We start from the raw sequence: 22,411 nt of genomic DNA, 5'->3' as shown, positions 1-22,411 counted from the left end.
CGTTTAGAACTGCGGGTATTCGCGCTCGGACGAACCCGTGTAGATCTGGCGCGGACGGCCGATCTTGCGCTCTGGGTCTTCCATCATTTCGCGCCACTGGGCGATCCAGCCTGGAAGGCGACCGATAGCGAATAGTACGGTGAACATCTTCTCCGGGAAGCCCATGGCCTTGTAGATGATGCCCGTGTAGAAGTCCACGTTCGGGTAAAGCTTGCGCTGGATGAAGTAATCATCGGCCAGTGCTCGCTCTTCGAGGCGCATGGCGATATCCAACAACTCGTCGCCACCGGCAGACTTCGCGAGGACGCTCTCGGCGGCCTTCTTGATGATCTTGGCGCGTGGGTCGTAGTTCTTATAGACGCGGTGTCCGAAGCCCATGAGGCGGACGCCGTCTTCCTTGTTCTTGACCTTCTCCATGTACTTCTCCGGGGAAATACCCTCGGCCTGGATCTGGCGAAGCATCTTCAGCACGGCTTCGTTAGCGCCACCGTGTGCTGGGCCGAACAAAGCGTTCACACCAGCGGAAACGGATGCGAAGAGGTTGGCGTCAGAGGAGCCCACCAAACGAACTGTGGAGGTGGAGCAGTTCTGCTCGTGGTCTGCGTGGAGCACGAAGAGCAGGTCAAGGATCTTGACCATTTCAGGATCGAGCTCGTATGGTTCGGCGGCAAGGCCGAAGCACAAACGCATGAAGTTCTCCACAAGGTTCATGGAGTTGTCCGGGTACAGGAGCGCCTGACCGATGGACTTCTTGTGTGCGTAGGCTGCGATGACCGGAACCTTGGACAGCAAACGGATCGTGGAGAGTTCAACCTGCTCCGGATCGAATGGGTTCAGGGAGTCCTGGTACCACGTGGACAGCGCGGAAACTGCCGAGGACAGCACTGGCATCGGGTGCGCGTCGCGTGGGAAGCCGTCGAAGAAGCCCTTGAGCTCTTCGTGAAGCAGGGTGTGGCGGCGGATCTTCGTATCGAAGGCGTCGCGCTGCTCGGGGGTTGGCAACTCGCCGTAGATCAACAGGTAGGAGACCTCGAGGAAGCTCGAGTTCTCGGCCAACTGCTCAATGGGATAACCGCGATAACGCAGGATGCCCTGGTCACCGTCGATGAACGTGATGGCGGACTTTACGCCAGCGGTGTTCATGTATCCGGGGTCGTACGTGACGTTGCCCGTTTCCTTGAGCAAAGGAGAGATTGCAAAACCGTTGTTACCTTCAACGGCCTCTACAACACTCAGATCAACACTCTTATCCGCGAACTGGAGTCGCGCAGTGTTTTCAGTCATTCAAGCTCCTTCAGACAATAGATCAGGGAAGGCGGACCTTAAGCTATTCCCTGATAACCTACCGCGAGCGTGGCCCGTGCCACTAATTTCGTTTCGTCAGGCGGGACACCGCTGACGCAATTCGTTCATCACTCGCAGTAAGGGAAACGCGCACAAAGCCGGCGCCCGCATCCCCATAAAATACGCCCGGCCCCGCAATGATTCCTAACTCGGCCAGATCCTGAATACTCTCCCACGAATCTTTGCCTGCGGTGCACCACAAGTACAGTCCGGCTTCGGAAAAGTGAACGGAGAACCCGAAGGCTTCAAGCGCTGGCTTCAACGCTTCGCGGCGCGCCCGGTACAAGTCCTTTTGAACCTGCACGTGAGCGTCGTCGGAGATGGCTACACGCAATGCTTCTTGCACGGGGTACGGCATGATCATGCCGGTGTGCTTGCGTGAGTTGATCAGGGTCGGCATGAGATTCGGTGCGCCAGCAACAAACGAGGCCCGGTATCCAGCCACGTTGGATTGCTTGGACAGCGAGTAGACGGACAGCAAGTTCGTCAGGTCTCCACCGGATACTGCGGGTTCCAGGATGCACGGCACGTGCTCTTCCCAGTCGCCCCAACCGAGCTCGGCGTAGCATTCGTCGGCTGCCACAACGGCGCCCAAGGAACGCGCATCGTCCACGATTTCGCGTAGCCCAGCAGCATCAAGCACCTTGCCCGTGGGGTTGCCCGGGGAGTTCGTCCACACGAGCTTCACGCGCGAACGCTGTTCGTCCGTGAGATCGCGCAAGGAATCGGCTGCGATAGATTCGGCGCCGACCAAGAGAGCGCCAATGTCATAGGTCGGGTACGCCACCAGCGGTCGCACCATGATGTCGCCCGGACCGAGTCCTAGAAACAGCGGCAACCACGCCACGAGTTCCTTGGAACCAATCGTGGGCATAATGTCCTGCGCCTGCAGATCTGGTGAGCGGCGTCGTCGTACGTACCATGCCGCAATTGCCTCGCGCAGAGCGGGGGTTCCGTGCGTACCGGGGTATCCGGGTGCGTCGGCGGCGGCGCGCAACGCATCTTGGATGACGGCAGGCGTGGGATCCACGGGTGTACCGATGGACAAGTCCACTACTCCGTCCGGGTGCTCGGCCGCGAGCTTACGGTACGGCGCGAGCGTGTCCCAGGGGTAGTCCGGGAGCGTGAGCATTAGGCGTTTTGTGGAGGTAGCGCCGCGATGAGCGGGTGGTCCTTACCGGTGTTGCCGAGCTTTGCGGCTCCGCCCGGGGATCCGATCTCGTCGAAGAACTCGACGTTGGCCTTGTAGTAGTCGGCCCAATCCTCTGGGACGTCGTCTTCGTAGTAGATGGCCTCTACTGGGCAGACGGGCTCGCAAGCGCCGCAGTCAACGCACTCGTCCGGGTGGATGTAGAGCGAACGATCGCCCTCGTAGATGCAGTCAACAGGACATTCATCGATGCACGCCTTGTCCTTTACGTCAACACACGGCTGAGCGATGATGTACGTCACGGTTCACATACCTTTCTGAGTGCCAAAACCTTCTAGTATCTTAGACCCCGCGCGCCCCTTGTGAGTAAGCTGGGCACGTGACATCCCCTACGCCCGCCGCCGCTCGCTTGCTGAAGCATGGCGCTGTGGGCCAGCGGTGGGTGGTTCGTTTTGCTCTTTCGGAGGACGACGACGCAGCTCACCTCGGTCACTCGCTCTCAGATGCGCTGGGGTTACTGACCGCGCTGAGTGAGGATGCGGTGGAGATCGAGACGCGTAGCGGGTTAGTTCGCGTGGAGTTATCCGCTGTCCGATTGGCGAAGCCGGTGCCTCCCCCACGGAAGCCGCGTCGTTTAGCGGAAAGTTAGCGCGTCACTGATCGGGGCGAAGTGATTGGCTTTGCTCTATGATTTAGTGCATGGCAACTGACGAAGAAGTTCAAGCACGAGCCCGCGCGTTGAGCTCGCCCGTTCGACTCCGCATCCTGCGCTTGTGCCTGCACAAAGCACGCACCAATAAGGAGATCGCGGACCTGTTGGGGATCAACCCGGCAACGTCTTTGCATCACGTGCGCACGCTGCTTGCCAACGGTTTTATTGAAGCTGAAGAGGAGCGTCGCGGAAAGCGGGGCGCCAAAGAAGTCCCCTACCGGGCCACTAAGAAGTCCTGGGGAACCCGAATTCCAGACGCCTCCCCTGTTCTCGTGGAGACGTTCTTGCAAGAGATCGACGGCCTAGCGCCGGATGAAATGCAGATCATGCGCGTGGGGCTCAAGCTCAGCGAAGAGGATCAGAAAGAGTTTCTGCAGCGCATGTCTGACCTCGTGACGGAATACGCCTTCCGGCCATCGGACGAGGACGGCTTGGCCACGTCGCTGTTTGTAGCCCATCACGTGGACCAAACTGCCAACTGATTAGCGTGAGCGCTTGAGGCGCCGCGCCACCACTATCAGAGCCACGAGCGTGGCTGCTGCCACGCCGTACACCCAGATGGCTCCTGCGATTGCAGGGCCGGGGAAATAGCTCACGTAGTCCATGGGGACGATGAATCGGTTGTTGGGATCCATCGCCGACCACGCCACCAGCACGTAAGCGATGATGCCAGCGACAGCGGTACTCCACACGCGGAGCGTCTTCAGACCCACGTAGATGAACAAGAGTCCGGCGGCCACGAGTGAAACTACCGCTCCCCAGGTGAGCGGGAAGTCGCCGAAGAAAATGATCTGGGCATGCAAAATGGTGCCTATGAACGCGGCTGCCGCGCCGCACACCACCGCATAGGCGATGGTGGCGGGCACGGAAGACGGAGTTTCCGGCCGCTCGCTAGTAGTGGCGAGCGGCGGTGTTGGAAACTGCGAAGTCATAGACACCAGATTAGTTTGCTTTCGCGAAACTAGTTGCGTGAACGCTGACGAGCTGCCTTAGCGCGCTCGTTGGCGTCAAGGATGACCTTGCGGATGCGGATGGACTCTGGGGTCACTTCCACACACTCGTCTTCGCGAGCGAATTCGAGGGACTCTTCCAAAGTCAGCTTGCGAGGAGGCGTCAGGCCTTCGAAGTTATCAGCCGTGGAAGAGCGCATGTTGGTGAGCTTCTTTTCCTTGGTGATGTTCACGTCCATGTCATCTGCGCGGGAGTTCTCGCCGACGATCATGCCTTCGTAGACCTCAGAGGTTGGTTCCACGAAGAAGGTGCCGCGCTCTTGCAGGTTGATCATGGCGAACGGCGTTGCCACACCGGCGCGGTCGGCGATGAGCGAACCGTTGATGCGGTACTCGATGTCGCCGGCCCATGGCTCGTAGCCACCGGAGTAGGAGGACGCGATGCCAGCGCCGCGGGTTTCGGTCAAGAACTTGGTACGGAAGCCGATCAAGCCACGGGCAGGAACAGCGAATTCCATACGAACCCAGCCGGTGCCGTGGTTGGTCATGGAGGACATGCGGCCCTTGCGAGCTGCCATGAGCTGCGTGACAGCGCCCAAGAACTCTTCAGGAACGTCGATGGTCATGTGCTCGATTGGCTCGTGCACCTTGCCGTCAACAATCTTGGTCACAACCTGTGGCTTACCCACGGTGAGCTCAAAGTTTTCGCGACGCATCTGCTCCACGAGGATAGCCAGTGCCAATTCGCCACGGCCCTGAACTTCCCAAGCGTCTGGACGCTCGGTAGGAAGAACCTTGATGGACACGTTACCGATGAGCTCGCGCTCCAAACGGTCCTTGACCTGGCGCGCGGTGACCTTGGCGCCCTTGACGCGGCCGGCCAGCGGTGAGGTGTTGATACCCACGGTCATGGAGATCGCAGGATCGTCCACGGTGATCAGTGGGAGTGGCTTGGGGTTGTCGAGATCCGTGAGGGTCTCGCCAATCATGATGTCTTCGATACCTGCAACAGCCACGATCTCGCCTGGTCCAGCGGATTCAGCTGGGACGCGGTCAAGTCCGCGAGTAGCAAGAAGTTCGGTGATCTTCACGGTCTTGGTGGTGCCATCCTGGCGTGCCCACGCAACCTGCTGGCCCTTCTTCAGGGTGCCGTTGAAGATACGGAGCAGTGCCAAACGGCCCAAGAACGGCGATGCGTCAAGGTTGGTGACGTGTGCCTGAAGAACTTCCTGCGGGTCGTAGCTAGGAGCAGGAATGTGCTTGATGATGGCTGCGAACAGTGGCTCGAGGTCTTCTTCGTTAGGAAGCGTGCCATCTGCAGGCTGTTCGAGGGATGCGCGGCCGGCCTTACCGGATGCGTAAACCACAGGAACATCCAGAACGGAGTCAAGGTCAAGGTCAGGAACTTCTTCTGCGAGGTCGGAAGCCAAGCCCAAGAGAAGGTCCATGGAGTCAGAGACAACGCCTTCGATGCGAGCATCGGGACGGTCGGTCTTGTTCACCACGAGGATAACGGGGAGCTTCGCGGCAAGAGCCTTGCGCAATACGAAGCGCGTCTGTGGGAGCGGGCCCTCGGAGGAGTCAACGAGGAGCACCACGCCATCAACCATGGACAGACCGCGTTCCACTTCGCCACCGAAGTCGGCGTGGCCCGGGGTGTCAATCACGTTGATGACGATGTTGTTGCCTTCAGCGGCAGGACCGGAGTAGAACACGGTGGTGTTCTTCGCGAGGATGGTAATACCCTTTTCGCGTTCCAGTTCGCCAGAGTCCATAACGCGGTCTTCTTTTTCTCCGTGATCAGAGAAAGCACCGGTCTGGCCGAGCATAGCGTCCACAAGAGTGGTCTTGCCGTGGTCAACGTGCGCAACGATAGCGACATTGCGCAAATCATTGCGTACTGCGGTATTTGCTTCCGAGGAGAAATCAGACATGCGTAAAGACTCAATTCGATGGGGAACGGGACACCGCCGCAAATGACGGCCCAACACACAATTCTAAACCCCTAATGCACCCTCCTCCTACCACACCCGCCGCGGCGGGGGAAGACTCGCCCAAGACAGTACGACGCCGCAGCTCGCGTTAAGAACGGAAGCTGCGGCGTCGTACTAGTAAAGAAGGAGCAAACCGGGGCTCAGAAAGAAATTACGAAGCGTTCGATTCTGCCAATTTCTGGCGCAGTTCGCGACGCTGACGCTGGATTTCTGGATCCGGCACCGGAACCGCAGCCATGAGTCGCTGCGTGTAAGCGTCCTGAGGGTTGCGCAGGATTTCATCGCGCGATCCCTGCTCCACGATCCGACCGTGACGCATCACCACAATGTGGGAAGCGAGTACGTCGATGACCGCGAGGTCGTGGGTCACGAAGAGGCACGCGAATCCCATTTCTCGCTGCAAGTTCTGGAACAAGTCCAAGACCTTGGCCTGCACGGACACGTCCAAAGCGGAGGTTGGCTCATCTGCCACCATGAGCTTTGGCTCGAGGGAAAGCGCTCGAGCGATGCCCACGCGCTGCTTCTGACCGCCGGAGAGTTCGTGCGGGTAACGGTTACGGTACGCGCGAGGCAGCTCCACCTGGTCCAGCAAACGCTCGATGCGCTTCTGGAGTTCGGCGCCCTTGGCTACGCCAGCGAGATACATTGGCTCGCCAATGGATTCGCCGATCGGCAAGCGGGGGTTCAGTGAGCTCGACGGGTCCTGGAAGACCACGCCGACGTTACGGCGGACGTCATGCATTTCCTTCGACGTTGACTTCAAGCCAAAGATTTCGCGTCCGTTGACTACCAGTGAGCCTTCGGCCACAGGCAGGAGGCCAACGGCTGCGCGGCCAATGGTCGTCTTGCCGGAGCCAGACTCGCCCACCAAGCCCACCACTTCGCCCTGATGAACAATCAGGTCCGCATGCTCCACCGCGCGGAACGCGGGAACGCGACCCTGCTTGGGGTACTCGATGGCAACATCTTTGAGTTCCAACACCACGGGGCGGTCCGTGAGACGGTGGCTGTCCTTTGCCGCAATCTTGGCTTCTGCCTTGATCTGGGCTTCGCGGCGCGCAAACTCTTCAGCATCAGCGGTCTCTTCGAGCTCAACATTGGTGGCTGCCGCAACGGCTGCCACGATGTCCACCTCGGAATCGCTCTCGCTACCCTGACCCAGCTTCGGCACGGCGGCCAACAAGTCCTGCGTGTAAGGGTGCTTCGGGTTCGCGAAGATCTCGGCCGAAGAACCGGTCTCCACGATGCGACCATGACGCATCACGGCGATGCGGTCGGACAGGTCCGCGACTACGCCCATGTCGTGTGTGATCAAGACGATCGCCGCGTTCAGCTTGTTTCGCAGGTTGCGCATGAGGTCCAGGATTTCGGCCTGAACCGTCACGTCAAGAGCGGTGGTGGGCTCATCGGCGATGAGCAATCGTGGATCCGTGGAGAGCGACTGCGCAATCATGGCGCGCTGACGCTGACCGCCGGACAACTGGTGTGGGTAGGACCGGAAGGCTTTCTTGGGATCTGGAAGTTCCACGAGAGCCAACATCTCCAAAGCGCGCTCTTCAGCTTGCTTGGGCGACATCTCCGTGTGGAGTCGCAAGGTCTCAATGATTTGGAAGCCCACGGTGTACACCGGGTTCAGAGCCGTCATGGGCTCCTGGAAGATCACGGCGACCTCTTGGCCGCGCACTTGGCGAAGTTTCGCTGGCGAAGCGTTGAGGATCTCGCGGCCGTTGACCTTGACCGAACCGCTCGTGCGAGCGTTCGACGGCAAGAGCCCCAAGGTGGCCATGGTGGAAACGGACTTTCCGGAACCGGACTCGCCTACGAGGGCCAGCACTTCGCCGGCGTTCACGTGGAAGCTCACGTCCATCGCTGCGGGGACCCATTCGCGGTCCACGCCAAAGTCCACCGAAAGGTTGGTGACCTCAAGCACCGGACCCTTCTTCGCGGCCGGCTCAAGCGTTGGCTTGTCCGTGTATTCGGCTTCGTTGTTCTCAGTCATGAGTCTGATCGTCCTTTGCGAGACGGAGAGGTGAAAAGGTGGTAATTCGCTCAATCGCCATTTTCTTGTCAGCATGGAGCGCATGGCTTCGAATGCAAACCGGTTCCCGGACTACACCTTCCGCCCTCGCAATGCGCTGATCTTGGCGATCGTCGCGATAATTCTGTGTGCCGTGGGCGTTGTAGCCTCGGTGCTGGGTGGAGTGCACTGGTTCGGCGTGCTGTTGTGGCTGACGGCCGGCCTTTTGGCCTACATCCTGTGGGTGCATCCGCGAGTGGCAGTGACCGATGATGCGGTGACGTTCGTCAATCCGTTCAGCGATGTCACCATCCCGTGGGACGCCATCATCAACGTGGAGACCAAGTACTCCGTCACCGTGAACACGCCCGGCAAGAAATACGCTGCGTGGGCTGCCCCAGCACCGGGTGCCACGAGCTCCTTGCGGGAATCGCGCCGGACCGAGCGTGAATACCAGCGCGCTGATGGCCGGGACAAAGCCAAGTTCACCACCATGCGTGCCGGTGATCACTTCACGACGGATTCCGGCATTGTCGCCAAGCAGATCCGAGATCGACTCGCGGACAAAGCGGAGCGAGGCCTTCTGGATATCGACCGAACCGAGACCGCAGTGGTCTGTCGCCGATGGAATCTTCTCCATCTTGCTTCCCTCCTTCTCTTGCTCGTGGCGACCGTCGTCACCGGAATCGCTGCTGTCTAAGTTCTGCTTGGTCCGAAGCTTCTGCTGAACTGATTGGATCTGCAGGATCTGAATCTTGCAGATCCTGCAGATCCAATCAGCGTCGGTTAGTCCTGACGGTGCTTTCCACCGCGGGATTCGCCTTCAGGATCTTCTGGCCTATACGGGCCACCGTCCGCCTCAAGTGCGGCCCCGGGACCGGAAACTGCCGGGCCTGAGCCGAGCTGCGTCGTCGGACTGGTACCCATGTCCTGAATCACCGCTGAAGCCGTAGGAGCGTGCCCCTCCGCGGTCTGCGCAGTCACCGCAGGAGCAGTAGCCGCGGCAGCACCGGACCCAGCCACGTCCGCGCGTTCCTTCGCGCGCTTAGCGCTGAACTTCTTCTGACGCGGGTCAAAAGCATCTCGCAAGCCGTCACCAATGAAGTTGATGCACAAGCAGATGATCACAATGAACAAGCCAGGGAACCAGAACAACCACGGACGCGTGGTGAACGCCTGCTGGTTCTCAGAAATCAAAGAACCGAGCGACACGTCCGGTGCTTTCACGCCCAAGCCCAAGAAGGACAGCGCGGTTTCCAAGAGGATCGCGCTGGACATCAAGAGCGTCACGTTCACAATGATCACGCCCACCGAGTTCGGCAGGATGTGCTTGAAAATGATGCGGGTGTTCGACGCGCCAGCGATGCGTGCCGCATCCACGAACTCACGTTCGCGAAGGGACAAGAATTCACCGCGAACGAGTCGCGCCAAGCCGGTCCAAATGGCCAAGCCAATGAACAAGCCCAAAGCGACGACTGCGCTAGTACCAGTGAAGGTGCCACCGGCAACGCGACCCAAGACGGCAGCGAGGATGATGAGCGGGATGATGATGACAACGTCAACCAGGCGCATCAGCACCGATTCGACCCAGCCGCGGAAGTAACCGGAAACGGCTCCAACGACCACGCCAATAACGCCGCCGACGATGCCGATGACCAACATGATGATGATGGACAGCTGAGCGCCACGCATCGTCATCGCGAAGTAGTCACGACCAATGCGGTCCTGGCCGAAGGGGTGATCGCCCCAAGAGAACGGTCCCGCGAAGGTGGGGGCACCGTTGTTCACCGTGCCACCGAAGTCCGTGTAGCTGTACTTCCACCAACCCGGAATTCCTAAGAACCCGATGGATGAGAAGGACAGCACCACAATGCCCAGCAGGACAAAGATGGAGATCACTGCCGCAGTGTTGCCGAAGAAACGCTTGCGAACAATGGCGCCCTGTGAAAGGCCCTTGGTTTCGCCCCCGCCTTGAGAGCGTTCATCAATTACTTGAGGAGCGGTTGTCATGCTTTCACCCTTACGCGTGGATCGAGGACCGAGTAGACCAGGTCAGCGATCAGGTTGAAGATCAAGGCCACGATGCCGATCACGAGGAACGTTCCCATCACCGGGTTAGGGTCAGGAATGGGCACCAGAGAGTGAACGAACAGATCACCCATACCGGTGAACGCAAACACTCGCTCGGTGACCACCGCGCCGCCGATCAGGCCGCCGATATCGAAAGCCACGAGGGTAGCCAGCGGAATCAGCGCGTTGCGGAAAGCGTGACGCATCACCACGGTGCGCTCAGGAAGACCCTTCGCACGAGCCGTGCGGATGTAATCCTGCTGCATGATTTCTAGCATGGACGCACGCGAGTAGCGGGAGTAGCCAGCCAAGGAAACGAGCATGAGCGCGATCGTTGGCAACAGCAAGTGGGTGAACGTGTCAGTGGTTTGAATCCACCAGTCACCCTGCAGGTTTGGCGTGTTCGAGCCGATGGTGGCGATAGGACGGCCACGCACTCGAGAGTTATCGAAGTAGTTTGGCCACTCGATCATGAAGCGGTCCAGCACCACCAAACCACCCATGAGAAGTGCCGTGATGCTGGCAGCGCGCATGGACTGACCGCGATCGTAGCCGCCCATGAAGTAACCCACGGCGCAACCGATGATGATGCACACGACGGCGCCGGCGAAGATGCCCCACCAGCTCATGTTGCCGAAGAGCGGGTTCAACGCGTAGTAGGAAATAAGACCCACCGCGACCATGATCAGCGCCGAGTACAGGGCACGGCGGTTACGGATACCGGACACCAGCTGAGTCACCAAGAAGGCCGCTGCAACTCCGAAGAGCACAATCAGTACTGGGCCCAAACCAGGGTTGCGGAACCAGCCGGTTGCCGACAGCAAGGCCATGAGGCCTGCAGTGACGGCCGCGCCAATCACGAAGCCGATCGCCCGGCGAACAAAGCCGCCGCGCATAAAGACCACTACGACGATGCCCATGAAGATGGAGGCGATCACGATGGCCGCCGGCGAAAAGACGGGGTTCTTCAAGAAGTCGTTGAAGCCGATGGCTCCGTACTCCTTGAGAAGAACGGCCAACCAGAAGATCGGCAAGGAGAAGAAGAGGAAGGCCATGAACGTCACGCCGTAATCCAGCGCGGAATACTGACGCAGTGCCGAGATGATTCCCAGGGCGATACCAATGAAGATCGCGAGGAAGGTTGCTGCGGTCACCAAGAGGATGGTCTGACCCATAGCCCTTCCCAGAGCTTCGGTTACCGGGGCGCCTACCAAGTTGACTCCGAGGTCACACTTGGCGGCAAAAGGAATAAGACATTGGGCGGCGCCACCAATCCACTTGAAATAGCGAAGCGGTGCGGGGGTGCCGAGGTCAAGCGCTTGGGCACGAGCGGCCATGAGCGCTTCTTTGTTGGGGTTGTTACTCTCGCGAAGATCGGCCAGCGGATCACCAGAAAGTGCGGTGAGCTGGTACACGATGAACGAGGCACCCAGCAGGATAAGAACGGCGGCAATGAGACGCCGGACGATGTAAGTCACCATGTGAGTCGGGAACCTTTGACTGGATTGCAGTTGAGGAGTTTGGAACGAAGAAGTGCCGGGACCAGGTAAGGTCCCGGCACTTCTTTAGACGCTGTAGGACGTCAGGAGGTGACGACTAGCTCTTGACGGACCAATCCCAGAAGTTCCACCAAACACCGGTCTGGTTTGGCATTGGCTTCACACCATCAATATTGGAGGAGTAAGCGTCAACGCCAACCGACTGGAACAGTGGCAGTCCGTACTTCGAGTCCCAGATGAGCTTGTCAATCTGGACCTGGAGCTTGTCCTGCTCTGCCTTGTCCGTGGTCTTGATCAATTCTGCGATCAACTTGTCAGCCTCTTTATCAGAGAACTTGTTGAAGTTGGAGGATGAGCCGGATCCGAAGATCTGTGGGACACCCGAGACACCAACACCGGAAGAAATCCAGCCGAAGATCACGGCATCGTACGTGCCGCCACCAAGAGCTGCACCCCAAGCGTTACCTGCAAGACCGCCGTCTACAACCTTGAAGCCAGCTTCAGTAGCGGACTTTGCGATCAAGGTGTAAGAGTCAACGCGGTTTGGGTTGTCCTTGTTGTACATGATGCGAACCGTTGGGGTTGCGCCAGCAAGAAGTTCCTTAGCGCCCTCAATGTCAGGCTCGCCGTATGCGGAGGATCCGTTGTTGGCTGCGGACTCTTCGTAGGCTGCGTTAGCAGGAACGAACAGCTGCGAGTTCAACGGAGTTGCATCTGGCTTGAGCTTCTTGATGATCGAGTCCACAATCTGCTGACGTGGAATGGTCTTCAAGAATGCTTCACGGACGTTCTCTTCCTTGAACGGACCGTTGAAGTTCAAGTCGAGGTGGTCGTAAGAAAGCTGATCGAAGGTGTCAACCGTTGCGGCGTCGCCCAAAGCTTCGAGCTGCTCCAGGGTGTCTGCGGATGCCTGAGGAGCGATGATGTCAACTTCACCGTTCTTCAATGCAGCGACCTGAGCCTGCGCATCGCCGATGTAGCGAACAACGATCGAGTCAACCTTTGGCATTGGGCCCCAGTTGTAGTCTGGGTTCCGCTTCAAGGTCATGGACTTGCCATCTTCAATGCTGTCCGCAATGAATGGGCCTGAGGACAAGTACAAGGACTTGTCACTTGGCAACGTGGTGGTGTCGAAGCCCGTGTTCCAGAAGTCAGCTGCCTTCTTGAGTTCAGCGTTAGGCTTTACCGGCTTCGCTGGATCGCCCTTTGCGGTTTCGGTGAAGATCTTCGTCAGATCTGCAACTTCAAGGCCGGCCTTTTCAGCAACAACGTGCGCAGGTGCCAACATCGTGGAGATTGCAAGCTCCCAGTCAGCGTAAGGCGTGTTGTAGGTCAAAGTGATGGAACGTCCATCTTCGCCAATCTCGGGCACCTTGGTGTCATTGAGACCGGAGGTGGAGCCGGCGTACTGGAAGTACTGGGTGCCCTTGGTGACAGCACCATCAGCATCAAGCGTTGCGTCATCGAAATAGCCCGAGGTGATGGCCCAGGTGAGCATCAAGTCGTCTGCGCCGATCTGCGTTCCATCAGACCACTTGACACCTTCGTTGATGGTGTACTTGATGGTCAACGGATCGTCAGAGACCTTCTCGTAAGTTCCGAACTTATCGTTCTTGACAATGTTGAATTCGTTGTCAATGTAGTTAAATCCGGACTGCGTTGCGTATGCAATCTTCGAGTTGATATCGACGTTGCCCTTGGCGCTGTTGGCGTTGAACGAGCTGAAGCCGTTCACCTCAACGACGCGAACTTCGCCACCGGTAGCGGCTGATTCGGAAGCGCTAGAGCTTCCCGAAGAGTTGCTTGAGCCCGTGGTTGCAGCGCAAGCGCTGAGGGCAAGGGTTGCTGCGGCGCCGAGCGCTACTGCCTTGGAAATACGCGAGAAACGCATTCCGCCTCCTAGTAGAGAGAGATAAACGAGTGTGTGATGCTTACCCAAGCTTCGTGGCTCTTATCAAGTCACAGCACCAAGTGGTGCGCCTCACATTCCTGAAACTTTAGACGTTTTCTCAGATCTCGCAATGTCAAAAGTCTGTTTCAGACCTAGTTGTTACACAGTCTTAATATTCGGAGACGCCCGTCACACTACCCAGCGGTAACCCTTCACGGCCTCGATTGCCGCGAAAACTCAAGGATTTCTTTCAGAGTGGTAATTCCCAATCACTACACCTCCGAGTTCTTGGGCGTTATCAAAAAAATATCCGCAATATTTCAATCGCTCGGCGCGTCTCTTCCACTGTCACGTTCAGCAATTCAAACTCACCGCCATCGGCGCCAACCGCAGGGTTTGCAAATTTGAGTGATTACTACCCACCAGTAGGTGAAGTTGACAGTGGAATTATTTAGGTGCATTTAGTGCGAAGAATTACTCCAACTGATATCCTGAGCGTAGGTCACGTTATTGCGGCCCGATTTCAACCAGGTTGAGGCCTACCTAGGCTTCTCATGGAGTCCCATGGTTTCGACTATCGGACATCACACACCGGCCCGGTAGAAGTTGGTTTCCCAATGCAATAACGCACATCCAACGGACCGTTACCAACCAGGGGGCATCATGACCGACCACAAGACGAACGGCATCTCTCGCCGTTCAATCGCCAAGGGAGCAGCTTGGGCTGCCCCCGTTATTGCCGTCGCTGCGACCGCGCCTTTCGCGGCAGCTTCGCACCACGTGCCACCACCACCGGTATCTGTGCCGGGTAACAGTTGCAAGACTTCGGGCAATAGCGGCACAATCAAAAAGGGCTTCTACGGCCAGTTCAAGATCACCAATAACACTGGTGCTGATCTGGTTTACACCATCACGTCATTCGCTTCATCCTCGATGATTCTCAGCGATGTTCAGGTAATGCCGCTCTCCAGCACCGACTGGAGCACCGCGACTAGCACATTCACCGTTCCAGATGGTGGCACCACCACGTTCTGGATTCGCGCAGTCGGTGACGACTCTGGAAACACGTCTTTCACCATGACATACACAGTTGTGGGCTACGGAGACACTTACGACGAACAACTCAACTACATCGACATGCCGGTTTGTTGCGATCCAGCTCCTCTGTGCCCTCCGGGCGCCTACCCTGAGGGAGTCACTCCGACGACTTCCTCGGCACCTGTCGAAGCCAAGACGTCGGCAGCGCCAACGACAGAGGCTGCGCCGTCTACTGCGACTGAACAGGCTGCACCGACTTCCGAGGCCGCTGCGCCTGTCACCGAGACTGAGACTGTTAAGGCGACCGAGTCCGCTGTAGCAACTGAGGCACCCGCCTCGTCCTCGAACTAGTCTTCAGTTCTAGATTCGTAAGAATTAGTGGGTCCTTCATCGAAAGGTGAGGGACCCACTTTTTTTGCGTTCCGACGACGGTAAGACAATCTCTGAATTCCCGTAAAGGTAACCCCCGCTAGGTCTGCGTAGCTAGATATTGAGAGCTTCCAAGATCTCTTCGACCGCTCCGTCGAGAGTCAGATCACTGACATCGATTCGAACGTGGGCGTCGTTCCACGAGGCATAGGATTCCTTACGAGCCTGGACATCAGCCCACGAGGGTTCTTGAACATGGGCGAGGTTTCGGCGACGGTTCTCGAGCCGCTGTCGGTGGACTTCAGGATCAGAAACTTCAAGCACCACAAACGAGAGCATCGCGCCCGTCGCTCGAGCAGCTCGTCTCCACGTTTCCCGCGCCGGCTCACTGTCATTCACCGCGTCAACTATCACTCGTCGCCCCGATTCCAGCTCCGTTTCGGCGTTAGCCCGCGCGGCTTCATAAGCCGCCACCCCGGTTGACCAGCCCCGCTCGAATCCCTGCTCCAGAAGATCGTCCTCTACGGTATCGATGGAAATGTGCGTTGCGCCCAGCTCCTCCGCTAAGCGTTCAGCAACCGTGGTCTTTCCGGTTCCCGGAAGACCCGAGATGACGATGAGGAGCGGAGACTCGTCCATACATTCAGGCCTTCTTGTAGTGCACAAAGAGCGTTCCGTTGCTGAATACCCGCTGCTCGACGAGGGCGAGGTCGAGTTTTGCATTCGCAGGAATTGCCGCGAGTCCCCCACCGACAGTCACGGGGACCACGAAAAAGCGATAGTCATCCACAAGATTTCCCACGATGGCGTCCCGAGCAACGGTCGGCCCAAATATCTCAACCTCTCCGGAGGCATCCGCAACGATTCGACGGAGAAAGTCCAGATTCAGGCGGTCGACCAACGTGGTGCGCGGGTCAGCTACGTCGGCACTCTCGAGAGAGCCCGACGCAACGAATAGCTTCACTCCTTGCCACAAAGCCGCGAACTCGCGTTCCTGCTCACCCCAATCCTCCCCCGCTGGCTCAGTGTCCCAATACTTCATGAGTTCATAGGTCTTACGTCCCAGCACCTCCGCCGATACATCCCCGACCCTTTCAATGTGAAATCTAAAGATCTCCTCATTCGGCGCCGCCCACTGGAAATCTCCATCAGCATCCGCAACGAAACCGTCCAGTGGCATGGCGGTGGTGTAGCTCAGGGTACCCATGGGCACAGACTAGGCGTCCCGTTGCCTTTCCACAAGGGACGCTGACGCAACGATGATGCGCAACCCAATTTGCGTCGTCGTACCAAAAATTGGCGGCACTATGCTGGTGAAAAGTTCTGAATTGCGGGTCAAGGAGGCAATTTCCAGTGGTCGCGAACGTCAGCACCGTGGGCTGGGAAACGTATGAGGCATTGCGACGCCACCCGGTGAGCCATCCTGAAGTTACTGAAGCTATGGCCGCGCGTGGTCTCCCTGTGGGTGAACCAGAAGGCGGCTGGCGTTTGGGGCATACGTCGTCTTGGGCGCGTTGGGGACCGCGCGGAAATTTGTTGGAACCCATCACCGCCAGGTCAAAGGAAGAGTTTCAATCTCTGCCTCCGATGACCCCGTCGATCATGTTCTTCGGCCTGAATTGGGGCGGGGAGTCACCGCCCGTTCACGGTCAGGACTGGGAAAATTTTCACACTCACGGCCACCGCGGTGATACCTCGTTGGCGCGTGCTTTCGCTGAAGCGACAGAACAAACTGGCTTCACGGCTGCTTCGTACATGACCGACGTCTTCAAACTGTTACCCACAAAGAATGCGGCGAGCCTAGACCTTACCGTGCGATCCGAAGAGGCGGCCACCGTGGCCGTCCCGGGTTTCCGAGGCTATGAGCGAACTACTCCAGGACGACGCCGCAGCTGCAGTTCGTTGGGCACCTCACTACACCTTTGGGTCAGCTAAGCACGTTGACCGGGTGGCTGCGATATCGTCAATATTTCGCGGGGCCGAGTACATGTAATGCTGAGCCGGCTAAGTCCGGGGACGCAAGGCTGCGTCGTCGTACTGAAAATCTTTAGAACGTGGTGGCCGCGACGACTTCGTTGACTAGGTCGTGATCCACGGTTCCTTCTTTACGCATGCGCGCCACGAGATTATCCAGCCAAGCGCCTACGTTCTTTCGGGCCTCCGGCGTATCAGGGAAACGGCACCGCAAGTGGATTCCGGCGTTGTCGGTGATGAACCAGACCATTACGCCATCGGTTCGGATTCCGGCGCTGATGTACTGCGCATCGATGTCTCGAGAGTTGATAGAGACCGGGAGCCTGCGCATGTCCAGCCAGGAAATCGCAAGCATTCCGGGAACAGCGGGCATTCCGCTCCATGGCTTCATGATCTCGGCGAGTGGATGAGAACCGAGCCTCAGTGATTCCTTCACCGCCGCCGCACACGCCGCGGGAGCAGGATCATCAGACTCGAGCACCGAGTTTGTAATAAACCAGCCCACGGAATCATGCCAGCGCTCTTCGTAACGACTGTGCACAGGGAATACCGCCCGCAGCGGGGAATCGGCGAGCTCGCGAGTGGTGCTGGTCATCGCAGAAATCGTCAGAGCTAGCGCGGACACGCCATACTGCCTCGCTCGAGCTGAATAGGCCTCCAGCCCTGCGCGGTCAAGCACATCGCGAACCACCACGCGTTCGGGCTGAACACCGGGCGAGCCCACGGACAGCGGAAAGCGCGGCATAGCTCCGCCGCCCGCCTCAATGACTTCACGCCAGCGACGGTGAATTTCTTCGGGGGCGGCCGGACGGTCAAGAAGTGCTTGGGTGTGTTCGGCAAACGCCGGAACATCCTTGATCCGAGGCTGCTCTCCCTGTTGCACCTGCGCCAAAGCGTCAAGAAGATCGCGAACAATGAGCAACATGGACCACATATCGACGTGCGAGTGATCGGCTGCGACCACCAAAGACGGCCCATCAGCTGTCTCAATGACGCACAGCCGATGAGATGGCTTCGCGTAAGACCGGCAATTCTCATCCAGCACCGACTGCAACGCGAGGTTCATTGTTTGACCAGCGGGAATGTCGTGCTCAACCCACGATCCCTGGCCCAGAGTCACCTCACGCAACAACGGTGCGCCGTCGTCCCCCGGCACGAATGCCGTCCGCAACGTGCCGTGAGTCGCTACCACTGCTTCCCACGCCGCGGCGAGATGCTCGCGATCAACCGGGGCAGACAATCTGAAGGCCAGCGCCATCCACGAGCCCGGCCGATCACCGATGCCCACATGCCGCTTCTGATCAAACGACACCGGGAGCGACTGTCCCAGCGACGCTGTCCCAAACTCATAGCTGAGTAACGGACCGAATGGCAGACTCAAATATGAGATGTGCGTAAGGCGCATGGTGTTATTGTAAGCGCAATCACAGCACTCATAGAGACGGCGTTCACATGCACAGATTCGAGGTTCCGGGCGCCAGGATCGCCTGGTCATTTAGTGACGAATCCGGTCACCCTGTTGTCCAGCTGCACGGGCTAACGTCAAGCCGCTTCCGTGATCGCGTGCTGGATCTTGATTTGGGGCGCGGGCTCTCAGGAACGCGGCTACTTCGCTATGACGCGCGCGGGCACGGTCACTCGACGGGCAGGCCAGTTCCGGAAGATTACCAATGGACCGCACTCGCGGAAGACCTTCTGCGGTTGCTTGATCTGTGGTTTCCGGACGAGCAAGTTCATGGCGTAGGGCCATCCATGGGCGCGGGAACATTGCTGCATGCTGCGGTCCGCGAGCCTGATCGATTTAGCGGTTTCACGCTTCTCTTGCCGCCAACAGCATGGGAAACGCGCGCCGTTCGAGCTTCGGATTACGTGCGCTCAGCGGAGTTCATCGAGACGTATGGTTTCGACCGTTTTGTGGAGGCCGGACGTAATGCTCCCCACCCTCCGGCATCCGTGGGTCACCCAGACAGCGTGCCGCATGTGAGCGAAGAGTTGTTGCCGTCGATTTATCGTGGAGCGGCTTTGAGCGATCTGCCGCATCCGGATCAGATTGCCACCTTGGATCACCCAACGAGCATCTTGGCGTGGATTGATGACCCTGGGCACCCGATTTCAACGGCGGAAGCTTTGGTGGAGCTCATGCCGAATTCGCAGCTTCAGATAGCGTCTACGCCTTCGGATGTGCAGGGTTGGCCTGCTGTGCTTGCCGCGGACGTTGTTCGTCACGAACAGTGAAAGCCTGTCAGCGGCGCAATCGCTGACAGGCTCCCCCTGTGTTGTTCTTCTATCTCGCTACTAGAACGGCCAGACCCAGCCGCCCTCCTCTTGCGGGGAGTAGCTCAGTTGACCTGTCTTCAGCGGGGAGTCCAGAACTAGATTGCCCTTGGCCGTGTGTCCGCCCTCAACCTGGAAATCCAGTGGATTCTCCACATCGCAGGAGAACGCGGCATGGCTACTCAGATCCATGGTCGCCGCCGCATCCACGGACGAACTCACCCCAAAGTTCTCAGCACCCAAAGGCATAACTGCCTTTTCCTTGTCCACGAGCTTATTGGCGCTTTCCGGCATGGACGCAGTGATGTTGACAATCAAGAAGGTGCCCTTTTCCGGCTTCATGGTGCCACCGAAACCTCGCACGACGCACTCGGACGCCGTCTTGACGGAGTTCACGGTGATCGAAAAGACTTCCTTGCCCGATTTATCAACAAGGGTTCCCGCTTCTCCCTTGTTTTTGATGACCTGATCTTGTCCGCTCGTTTTGACCGGCTTTCCAACATCATCCGTTGGCGCCGAATCGATCGCGTGCTGTTGCGCTGGATCCGTGGAACTCGCTGCTGGATCCGATGACGATGCGCATCCAGCCAAGGTCAGAGACGCTGCCAGCAACGATATTGTGCCGCCCAGCAATAGAGCCTTCTGCTTCTTCGCGTTCTTGCTCATCTCTCCTACTTTCCTAAAGCTTTGAAACATACCCATCACAATGACCACCAACTCAGAATCGCTTGAGGAAGTCGGCTTCTTCGATCAGTCGACCAGACTGCTTTGCAACCTGCTCGCCCCAGGCGCTTGTGCGGTATGTCCAACTCTGTGACCCGTCCGCGGTGGGCATCATGGTGCGCCGGTACATGTTTTGACCTTGGTAGTTAATGACTTCGTACTCATCCATCGCCGCGATTTTTGCTGGCGCCGTGGACGTTGGGTAAATGTACTGTTCAGCGACCACTGCACGATATCCGGTGGTGACGAACGTCCAGTCCGGCTTCCACAGTTGGTACATGTCCGTGCGAGGAAGCATGGTCAAGAAGTAGTTTCTGTAGCCAGCCATAAATTCGTGAGCGACCTGACCGGAGCGGAACGTGCCATAAGCCATGACCGTGTTCTCGCCACGTGATTGGAGCGCAGTGCTCAACACGTAACCCGTTTTACCGGCGTAACTGATCTTCTTGTACGTGCCGGCCGTATGAGTTACCTTGACCTTCGCTCCGGCGGGTGCCGTGAGAAGGATCGAGGATCCCGCATACGCTTGGGAACGCACTGATGTGGATCCAATGGTGAACCGCCCATAGTCAGCCACGTTCACGTCCGCCGGAATGGATTCGGCGGCCGTAGGAAGTCTCAGGTAAGACGTCAAAACCCAGCCGTGATACGTAGAAGTCTTGATGTGGGTCCAGCTGCCAGAAACTTCCAATCGCTGCACCCTGGTACCAGCATTTACACCGGCGATGCGGAACCGATCGGGACTGATCGGATGACTCATCATGCTCGTGTAGCTCTTAACGTAACGAACCGACGTATCGGTGCTGACCGTCCTCAGCGTCAAGTAGCTACTGGGAGCCCAGCCGATCTTTGTGCCCCACCTCAGCTGGCGCCACGTGACCGAACCAATGACCTTTACTGAACCCGTCGCAGTGGTCACGGTGCCGCTCGGCATGATGCCCAGCGAGGTTGATGTAGTCGATGCGCTGGAGCGCAAGTGCAGGTTTACTTTGGTGATCGCTTGAGTGGTAGTGGTAATGAAGTCAGAAGGAGGAGCGTACGCCGCGAGGAACGGCGTGAGTTTGTTGACTGTTGCCGATGGTGGCGTGAGGCTCACGAAGGATGCCTGAACCCACCCCTGATATTTATCCGTCTTGATGAGTAGCCATCCCCCAGAGTTGTCTAGGAGCTGCACTTTGGTTCCGGCGTTGATCCCGGAGATCCGGTAACGCGTAGGGCTCACGGGGTGACTCATGATGCTGGTGTAAGCGTTGATGTAGCCAACGGAAGTATCGACGGTGACAGTTCTGAGGGAAAGATATTTCGCAGAGGACCACCCCGTTTTAGTCCCCCACCGCACTTTGCGCCACAATGTTGTGCCACTCAGTTTTGTCTCGCCGGTCGCGATTGTCACGGTCCCGGTCGGCATAATCCCCAGCGACTCCGTGGAACTTGATGCCGCTAAACGTAGATGCAAATTCATGGTGGTGGTCGCATATGTAGTGGTGAGGAGTGCTACTGAAGGCGAAAGCACTGATGCCAGTGGACTAGCGGGAACCGCAATCTGCGCCTGCGCTGAATGCGCCGCCGCACCTCCGGCTATGGTGGCAACGGCGCCAACCATGATTGCCGATGCCGCCGCTAGAAACCTCGTTGTTGCTTTTTCGGACTTGATCATGGCCATCGGCCTTCCCTCGTTGCAATTGCGGATATCCGCAATAGTGTTCGGGTAACCGAAGGAATCTGGCGACCCGCTTGGAGTGCAAGCTAGAAGGGTTTTCCCAGACGTCGAAGCCGCTCAATCTCAGACTTTTCAGTAGCGAGAATCCGTCTAACTGTTGTCGTTACATTGAGCGTAACCCTGATTACGCACCACGTAAAGAGGTCTGGACAAATCGTTGGACAAACTCGCTAAAAGAAATCCACTGTTGAAAGATCGTTTCAACAGTGGATTTTGCCAGCCCCAGCAAAGCCTCGAGCGGGGCGTTAGGCCTTCTTGACTACGGAGGATTTAAGATTCATCCGTCCGAAACCCGAAACAGTTGCGTCGATGTCGTGGCCATTCACAGGCTCTGCGAGAAGGCGGATTCCTTTGACTTTGGTTCCGACCTTAATCGCACCGCCACCGCCGCCGGAGACTTTCAGACCTTTGACGATGGTCACCGTGTCACCATCGGAAAGCACGTTACCCACGGCATCGCGCACCACGGAATCCGCGGTCAAAGCGTCCTCGGCTACTGACGAATCAGCTGACCATTCGTGACCGCACATCGGGCACACCAACAGGTCGCCCTGCTCGTAGGTGTAGCTCTCGGAACACTGCGGACATGCCGGTAGGGTCGCCTCGTTAGACATTGAAACGGAACTCGACCGGGTTCCGTCACAGACCAACCTCTAGCCGCCACCGACGAGCGAGACTCGACGCAA

The 22,411-nt window shown here is 58.0% G+C and carries 21 protein-coding genes; 6 read left to right on the top strand and 15 right to left on the bottom strand.

Annotated elements, in window-relative coordinates; all coding sequences use genetic code 11:
* Positions 1-3 precede the first annotated feature (3 nt).
* The 3 genes from HD598_RS11515 to fdxA form a co-directional block, all read right to left on the bottom strand.
* The gene (locus tag HD598_RS11515; protein WP_183666023.1) at positions 4-1,284 is read right to left on the bottom strand and encodes a citrate synthase; all 1,281 of its coding nucleotides are present in this window, start codon (positions 1,282-1,284) and stop codon (positions 4-6) included.
* Between the two features lie 82 nt (positions 1,285-1,366).
* A complete protein-coding gene (dapC, locus tag HD598_RS11510; RefSeq protein WP_183666015.1) occupies positions 1,367-2,476 on the bottom strand; it encodes a succinyldiaminopimelate transaminase in 1,110 nt (369 codons plus the stop codon).
* Entirely contained in the window at positions 2,476-2,796 is a 321-nt protein-coding gene (fdxA, locus tag HD598_RS11505; RefSeq protein WP_071895048.1) for a ferredoxin, read from the bottom strand. The genes dapC and fdxA overlap by 1 nt, the downstream gene beginning before the upstream one ends.
* A 77-nt stretch (positions 2,797-2,873) precedes the next feature.
* On the opposite strand from fdxA, the gene HD598_RS11500 reads away from it, so the two are divergent.
* On the top strand, positions 2,874-3,143 hold the full coding sequence (locus tag HD598_RS11500) for an acetyltransferase (protein ID WP_157103312.1): 270 nt from the start codon (positions 2,874-2,876) through the stop codon (positions 3,141-3,143).
* Positions 3,144-3,193: 50 nt separating this feature from the next.
* A complete protein-coding gene (locus HD598_RS11495; RefSeq protein WP_071895047.1) occupies positions 3,194-3,688 on the top strand; it encodes an ArsR/SmtB family transcription factor in 495 nt (164 codons plus the stop codon).
* Here HD598_RS11495 and HD598_RS11490 read toward each other — a convergent pair whose 3' ends face one another.
* From HD598_RS11490 to HD598_RS11480, 3 genes are all read right to left on the bottom strand, one after another.
* The gene (locus tag HD598_RS11490) at positions 3,689-4,138 is read right to left on the bottom strand and encodes a hypothetical protein (protein ID WP_183666013.1); all 450 of its coding nucleotides are present in this window, start codon (positions 4,136-4,138) and stop codon (positions 3,689-3,691) included.
* A gap of 29 nt (positions 4,139-4,167) precedes the next feature.
* Positions 4,168-6,090 (bottom strand): translational GTPase TypA, encoded by a 1,923-nt coding sequence (typA, locus tag HD598_RS11485; protein WP_071895045.1) that lies wholly within the window; start codon positions 6,088-6,090, stop codon positions 4,168-4,170.
* Positions 6,091-6,301: 211 nt separating this feature from the next.
* On the bottom strand, positions 6,302-8,149 hold the full coding sequence (locus HD598_RS11480; RefSeq protein ID WP_183666011.1) for an ABC transporter ATP-binding protein: 1,848 nt from the start codon (positions 8,147-8,149) through the stop codon (positions 6,302-6,304).
* A gap of 82 nt (positions 8,150-8,231) precedes the next feature.
* Here HD598_RS11480 and HD598_RS11475 point away from each other — a divergent pair, with 82 nt between their 5' ends.
* Positions 8,232-8,867, top strand: coding sequence for a PH domain-containing protein (locus HD598_RS11475; RefSeq protein ID WP_183666009.1), 636 nt, complete (start codon positions 8,232-8,234; stop codon positions 8,865-8,867).
* Between the two features lie 86 nt (positions 8,868-8,953).
* Here the strand turns inward: HD598_RS11475 and HD598_RS11470 are convergent, their stop codons facing one another.
* The 3 genes from HD598_RS11470 to HD598_RS11460 all read right to left on the bottom strand — a co-directional run bounded on the left by HD598_RS11470 (position 8,954) and on the right by HD598_RS11460 (position 13,627).
* The gene (locus tag HD598_RS11470; protein ID WP_183666007.1) at positions 8,954-10,177 is read right to left on the bottom strand and encodes an ABC transporter permease; all 1,224 of its coding nucleotides are present in this window, start codon (positions 10,175-10,177) and stop codon (positions 8,954-8,956) included.
* The gene (locus tag HD598_RS11465) at positions 10,174-11,718 is read right to left on the bottom strand and encodes an ABC transporter permease (protein WP_183666005.1); all 1,545 of its coding nucleotides are present in this window, start codon (positions 11,716-11,718) and stop codon (positions 10,174-10,176) included. Before HD598_RS11465 ends, HD598_RS11470 begins: the two co-directional genes overlap by 4 nt.
* Before the next feature lie 115 nt (positions 11,719-11,833).
* Complete coding sequence (locus HD598_RS11460; protein WP_183666003.1) at positions 11,834-13,627, bottom strand: ABC transporter family substrate-binding protein; 1,794 nt, start codon at positions 13,625-13,627, stop codon at positions 11,834-11,836.
* 663 nt (positions 13,628-14,290) lie between these two features.
* Here HD598_RS11460 and HD598_RS11455 point away from each other — a divergent pair.
* Positions 14,291-15,016: a hypothetical protein gene (locus HD598_RS11455; RefSeq protein ID WP_183666001.1), complete on the top strand. Its 726-nt coding sequence runs from the start codon at positions 14,291-14,293 to the stop codon at positions 15,014-15,016.
* A gap of 132 nt (positions 15,017-15,148) precedes the next feature.
* On the opposite strand, the gene HD598_RS11450 is transcribed toward HD598_RS11455, so the two are convergent.
* On the bottom strand, positions 15,149-15,673 hold the full coding sequence (locus tag HD598_RS11450; RefSeq protein ID WP_183665999.1) for an AAA family ATPase: 525 nt from the start codon (positions 15,671-15,673) through the stop codon (positions 15,149-15,151).
* A gap of 4 nt (positions 15,674-15,677) precedes the next feature.
* Positions 15,678-16,241 carry a dihydrofolate reductase family protein gene (locus HD598_RS11445; RefSeq protein WP_183665997.1) on the bottom strand — a complete coding sequence of 188 codons (564 nt, stop codon included), beginning with the start codon at positions 16,239-16,241 and terminating at the stop codon, positions 15,678-15,680.
* Between the two features lie 654 nt (positions 16,242-16,895).
* Between HD598_RS11445 and HD598_RS13620 the strand changes: the two genes are divergently transcribed.
* Positions 16,896-17,027: a hypothetical protein gene (locus tag HD598_RS13620; RefSeq protein WP_260170557.1), complete on the top strand. Its 132-nt coding sequence runs from the start codon at positions 16,896-16,898 to the stop codon at positions 17,025-17,027.
* Between the two features lie 54 nt (positions 17,028-17,081).
* Here the strand turns inward: HD598_RS13620 and HD598_RS11440 are convergent, their stop codons facing one another.
* Entirely contained in the window at positions 17,082-18,320 is a 1,239-nt protein-coding gene (locus HD598_RS11440) for a condensation domain-containing protein (protein ID WP_311539027.1), read from the bottom strand.
* Positions 18,321-18,460: 140 nt separating this feature from the next.
* Here HD598_RS11440 and HD598_RS11435 point away from each other — a divergent pair, with 140 nt between their 5' ends.
* On the top strand, positions 18,461-19,243 hold the full coding sequence (locus HD598_RS11435; RefSeq protein ID WP_183665993.1) for an alpha/beta fold hydrolase: 783 nt from the start codon (positions 18,461-18,463) through the stop codon (positions 19,241-19,243).
* Between the two features lie 60 nt (positions 19,244-19,303).
* On the opposite strand, the gene HD598_RS11430 is transcribed toward HD598_RS11435, so the two are convergent.
* The 3 genes from HD598_RS11430 to HD598_RS11420 all read right to left on the bottom strand — a co-directional run bounded on the left by HD598_RS11430 (position 19,304) and on the right by HD598_RS11420 (position 22,339).
* Entirely contained in the window at positions 19,304-19,948 is a 645-nt protein-coding gene (locus tag HD598_RS11430) for a hypothetical protein (RefSeq protein WP_071895033.1), read from the bottom strand.
* Positions 19,949-20,000: 52 nt separating this feature from the next.
* Positions 20,001-21,239, bottom strand: a complete 1,239-nt coding sequence (locus HD598_RS11425; RefSeq protein WP_183665991.1) for a gamma-glutamylcyclotransferase — start codon at positions 21,237-21,239, stop codon at positions 20,001-20,003.
* 731 nt (positions 21,240-21,970) lie between these two features.
* Complete coding sequence (locus tag HD598_RS11420) at positions 21,971-22,339, bottom strand: zinc ribbon domain-containing protein YjdM (RefSeq protein WP_183665989.1); 369 nt, start codon at positions 22,337-22,339, stop codon at positions 21,971-21,973.
* Between the last annotated feature and the right edge of the window lie 72 nt (positions 22,340-22,411).

Source organism: Neomicrococcus aestuarii, from assembly GCF_014201135.1.
GTDB classification, from domain to species: Bacteria; Actinomycetota; Actinomycetes; order Actinomycetales; family Micrococcaceae; genus Neomicrococcus; species Neomicrococcus aestuarii.
Note: the sequence above shows the minus strand (reverse complement) of the source record. Positions and strands in the feature narration are given on the sequence as shown.

Coding starts and splice junctions, on each gene's coding strand:
- HD598_RS11515 (WP_183666023.1), bottom strand. CDS start 1,284: ATGACTGAAAACACTGCGCGACTCCAGTTCGCGGATAAGAGTGTTGAT.
- dapC (WP_183666015.1), bottom strand. CDS start 2,476: ATGCTCACGCTCCCGGACTACCCCTGGGACACGCTCGCGCCGTACCGT.
- HD598_RS11495 (WP_071895047.1), top strand. CDS start 3,194: ATGGCAACTGACGAAGAAGTTCAAGCACGAGCCCGCGCGTTGAGCTCG.
- HD598_RS11490 (WP_183666013.1), bottom strand. CDS start 4,138: ATGACTTCGCAGTTTCCAACACCGCCGCTCGCCACTACTAGCGAGCGG.
- typA (WP_071895045.1), bottom strand. CDS start 6,090: ATGTCTGATTTCTCCTCGGAAGCAAATACCGCAGTACGCAATGATTTG.
- HD598_RS11480 (WP_183666011.1), bottom strand. CDS start 8,149: ATGACTGAGAACAACGAAGCCGAATACACGGACAAGCCAACGCTTGAG.
- HD598_RS11475 (WP_183666009.1), top strand. CDS start 8,232: ATGGCTTCGAATGCAAACCGGTTCCCGGACTACACCTTCCGCCCTCGC.
- HD598_RS11470 (WP_183666007.1), bottom strand. CDS start 10,177: ATGACAACCGCTCCTCAAGTAATTGATGAACGCTCTCAAGGCGGGGGC.
- HD598_RS11465 (WP_183666005.1), bottom strand. CDS start 11,718: ATGGTGACTTACATCGTCCGGCGTCTCATTGCCGCCGTTCTTATCCTG.
- HD598_RS11460 (WP_183666003.1), bottom strand. CDS start 13,627: ATGCGTTTCTCGCGTATTTCCAAGGCAGTAGCGCTCGGCGCCGCAGCA.
- HD598_RS11455 (WP_183666001.1), top strand. CDS start 14,291: ATGACCGACCACAAGACGAACGGCATCTCTCGCCGTTCAATCGCCAAG.
- HD598_RS11450 (WP_183665999.1), bottom strand. CDS start 15,673: ATGGACGAGTCTCCGCTCCTCATCGTCATCTCGGGTCTTCCGGGAACC.
- HD598_RS11445 (WP_183665997.1), bottom strand. CDS start 16,241: ATGGGTACCCTGAGCTACACCACCGCCATGCCACTGGACGGTTTCGTT.
- HD598_RS13620 (WP_260170557.1), top strand. CDS start 16,896: ATGAGCGAACTACTCCAGGACGACGCCGCAGCTGCAGTTCGTTGGGCA.
- HD598_RS11435 (WP_183665993.1), top strand. CDS start 18,461: ATGCACAGATTCGAGGTTCCGGGCGCCAGGATCGCCTGGTCATTTAGT.
- HD598_RS11430 (WP_071895033.1), bottom strand. CDS start 19,948: ATGAGCAAGAACGCGAAGAAGCAGAAGGCTCTATTGCTGGGCGGCACA.
- HD598_RS11425 (WP_183665991.1), bottom strand. CDS start 21,239: ATGAGTCACCCCGTGAGCCCTACGCGTTACCGGATCTCCGGGATCAAC.
- HD598_RS11420 (WP_183665989.1), bottom strand. CDS start 22,339: ATGTCTAACGAGGCGACCCTACCGGCATGTCCGCAGTGTTCCGAGAGC.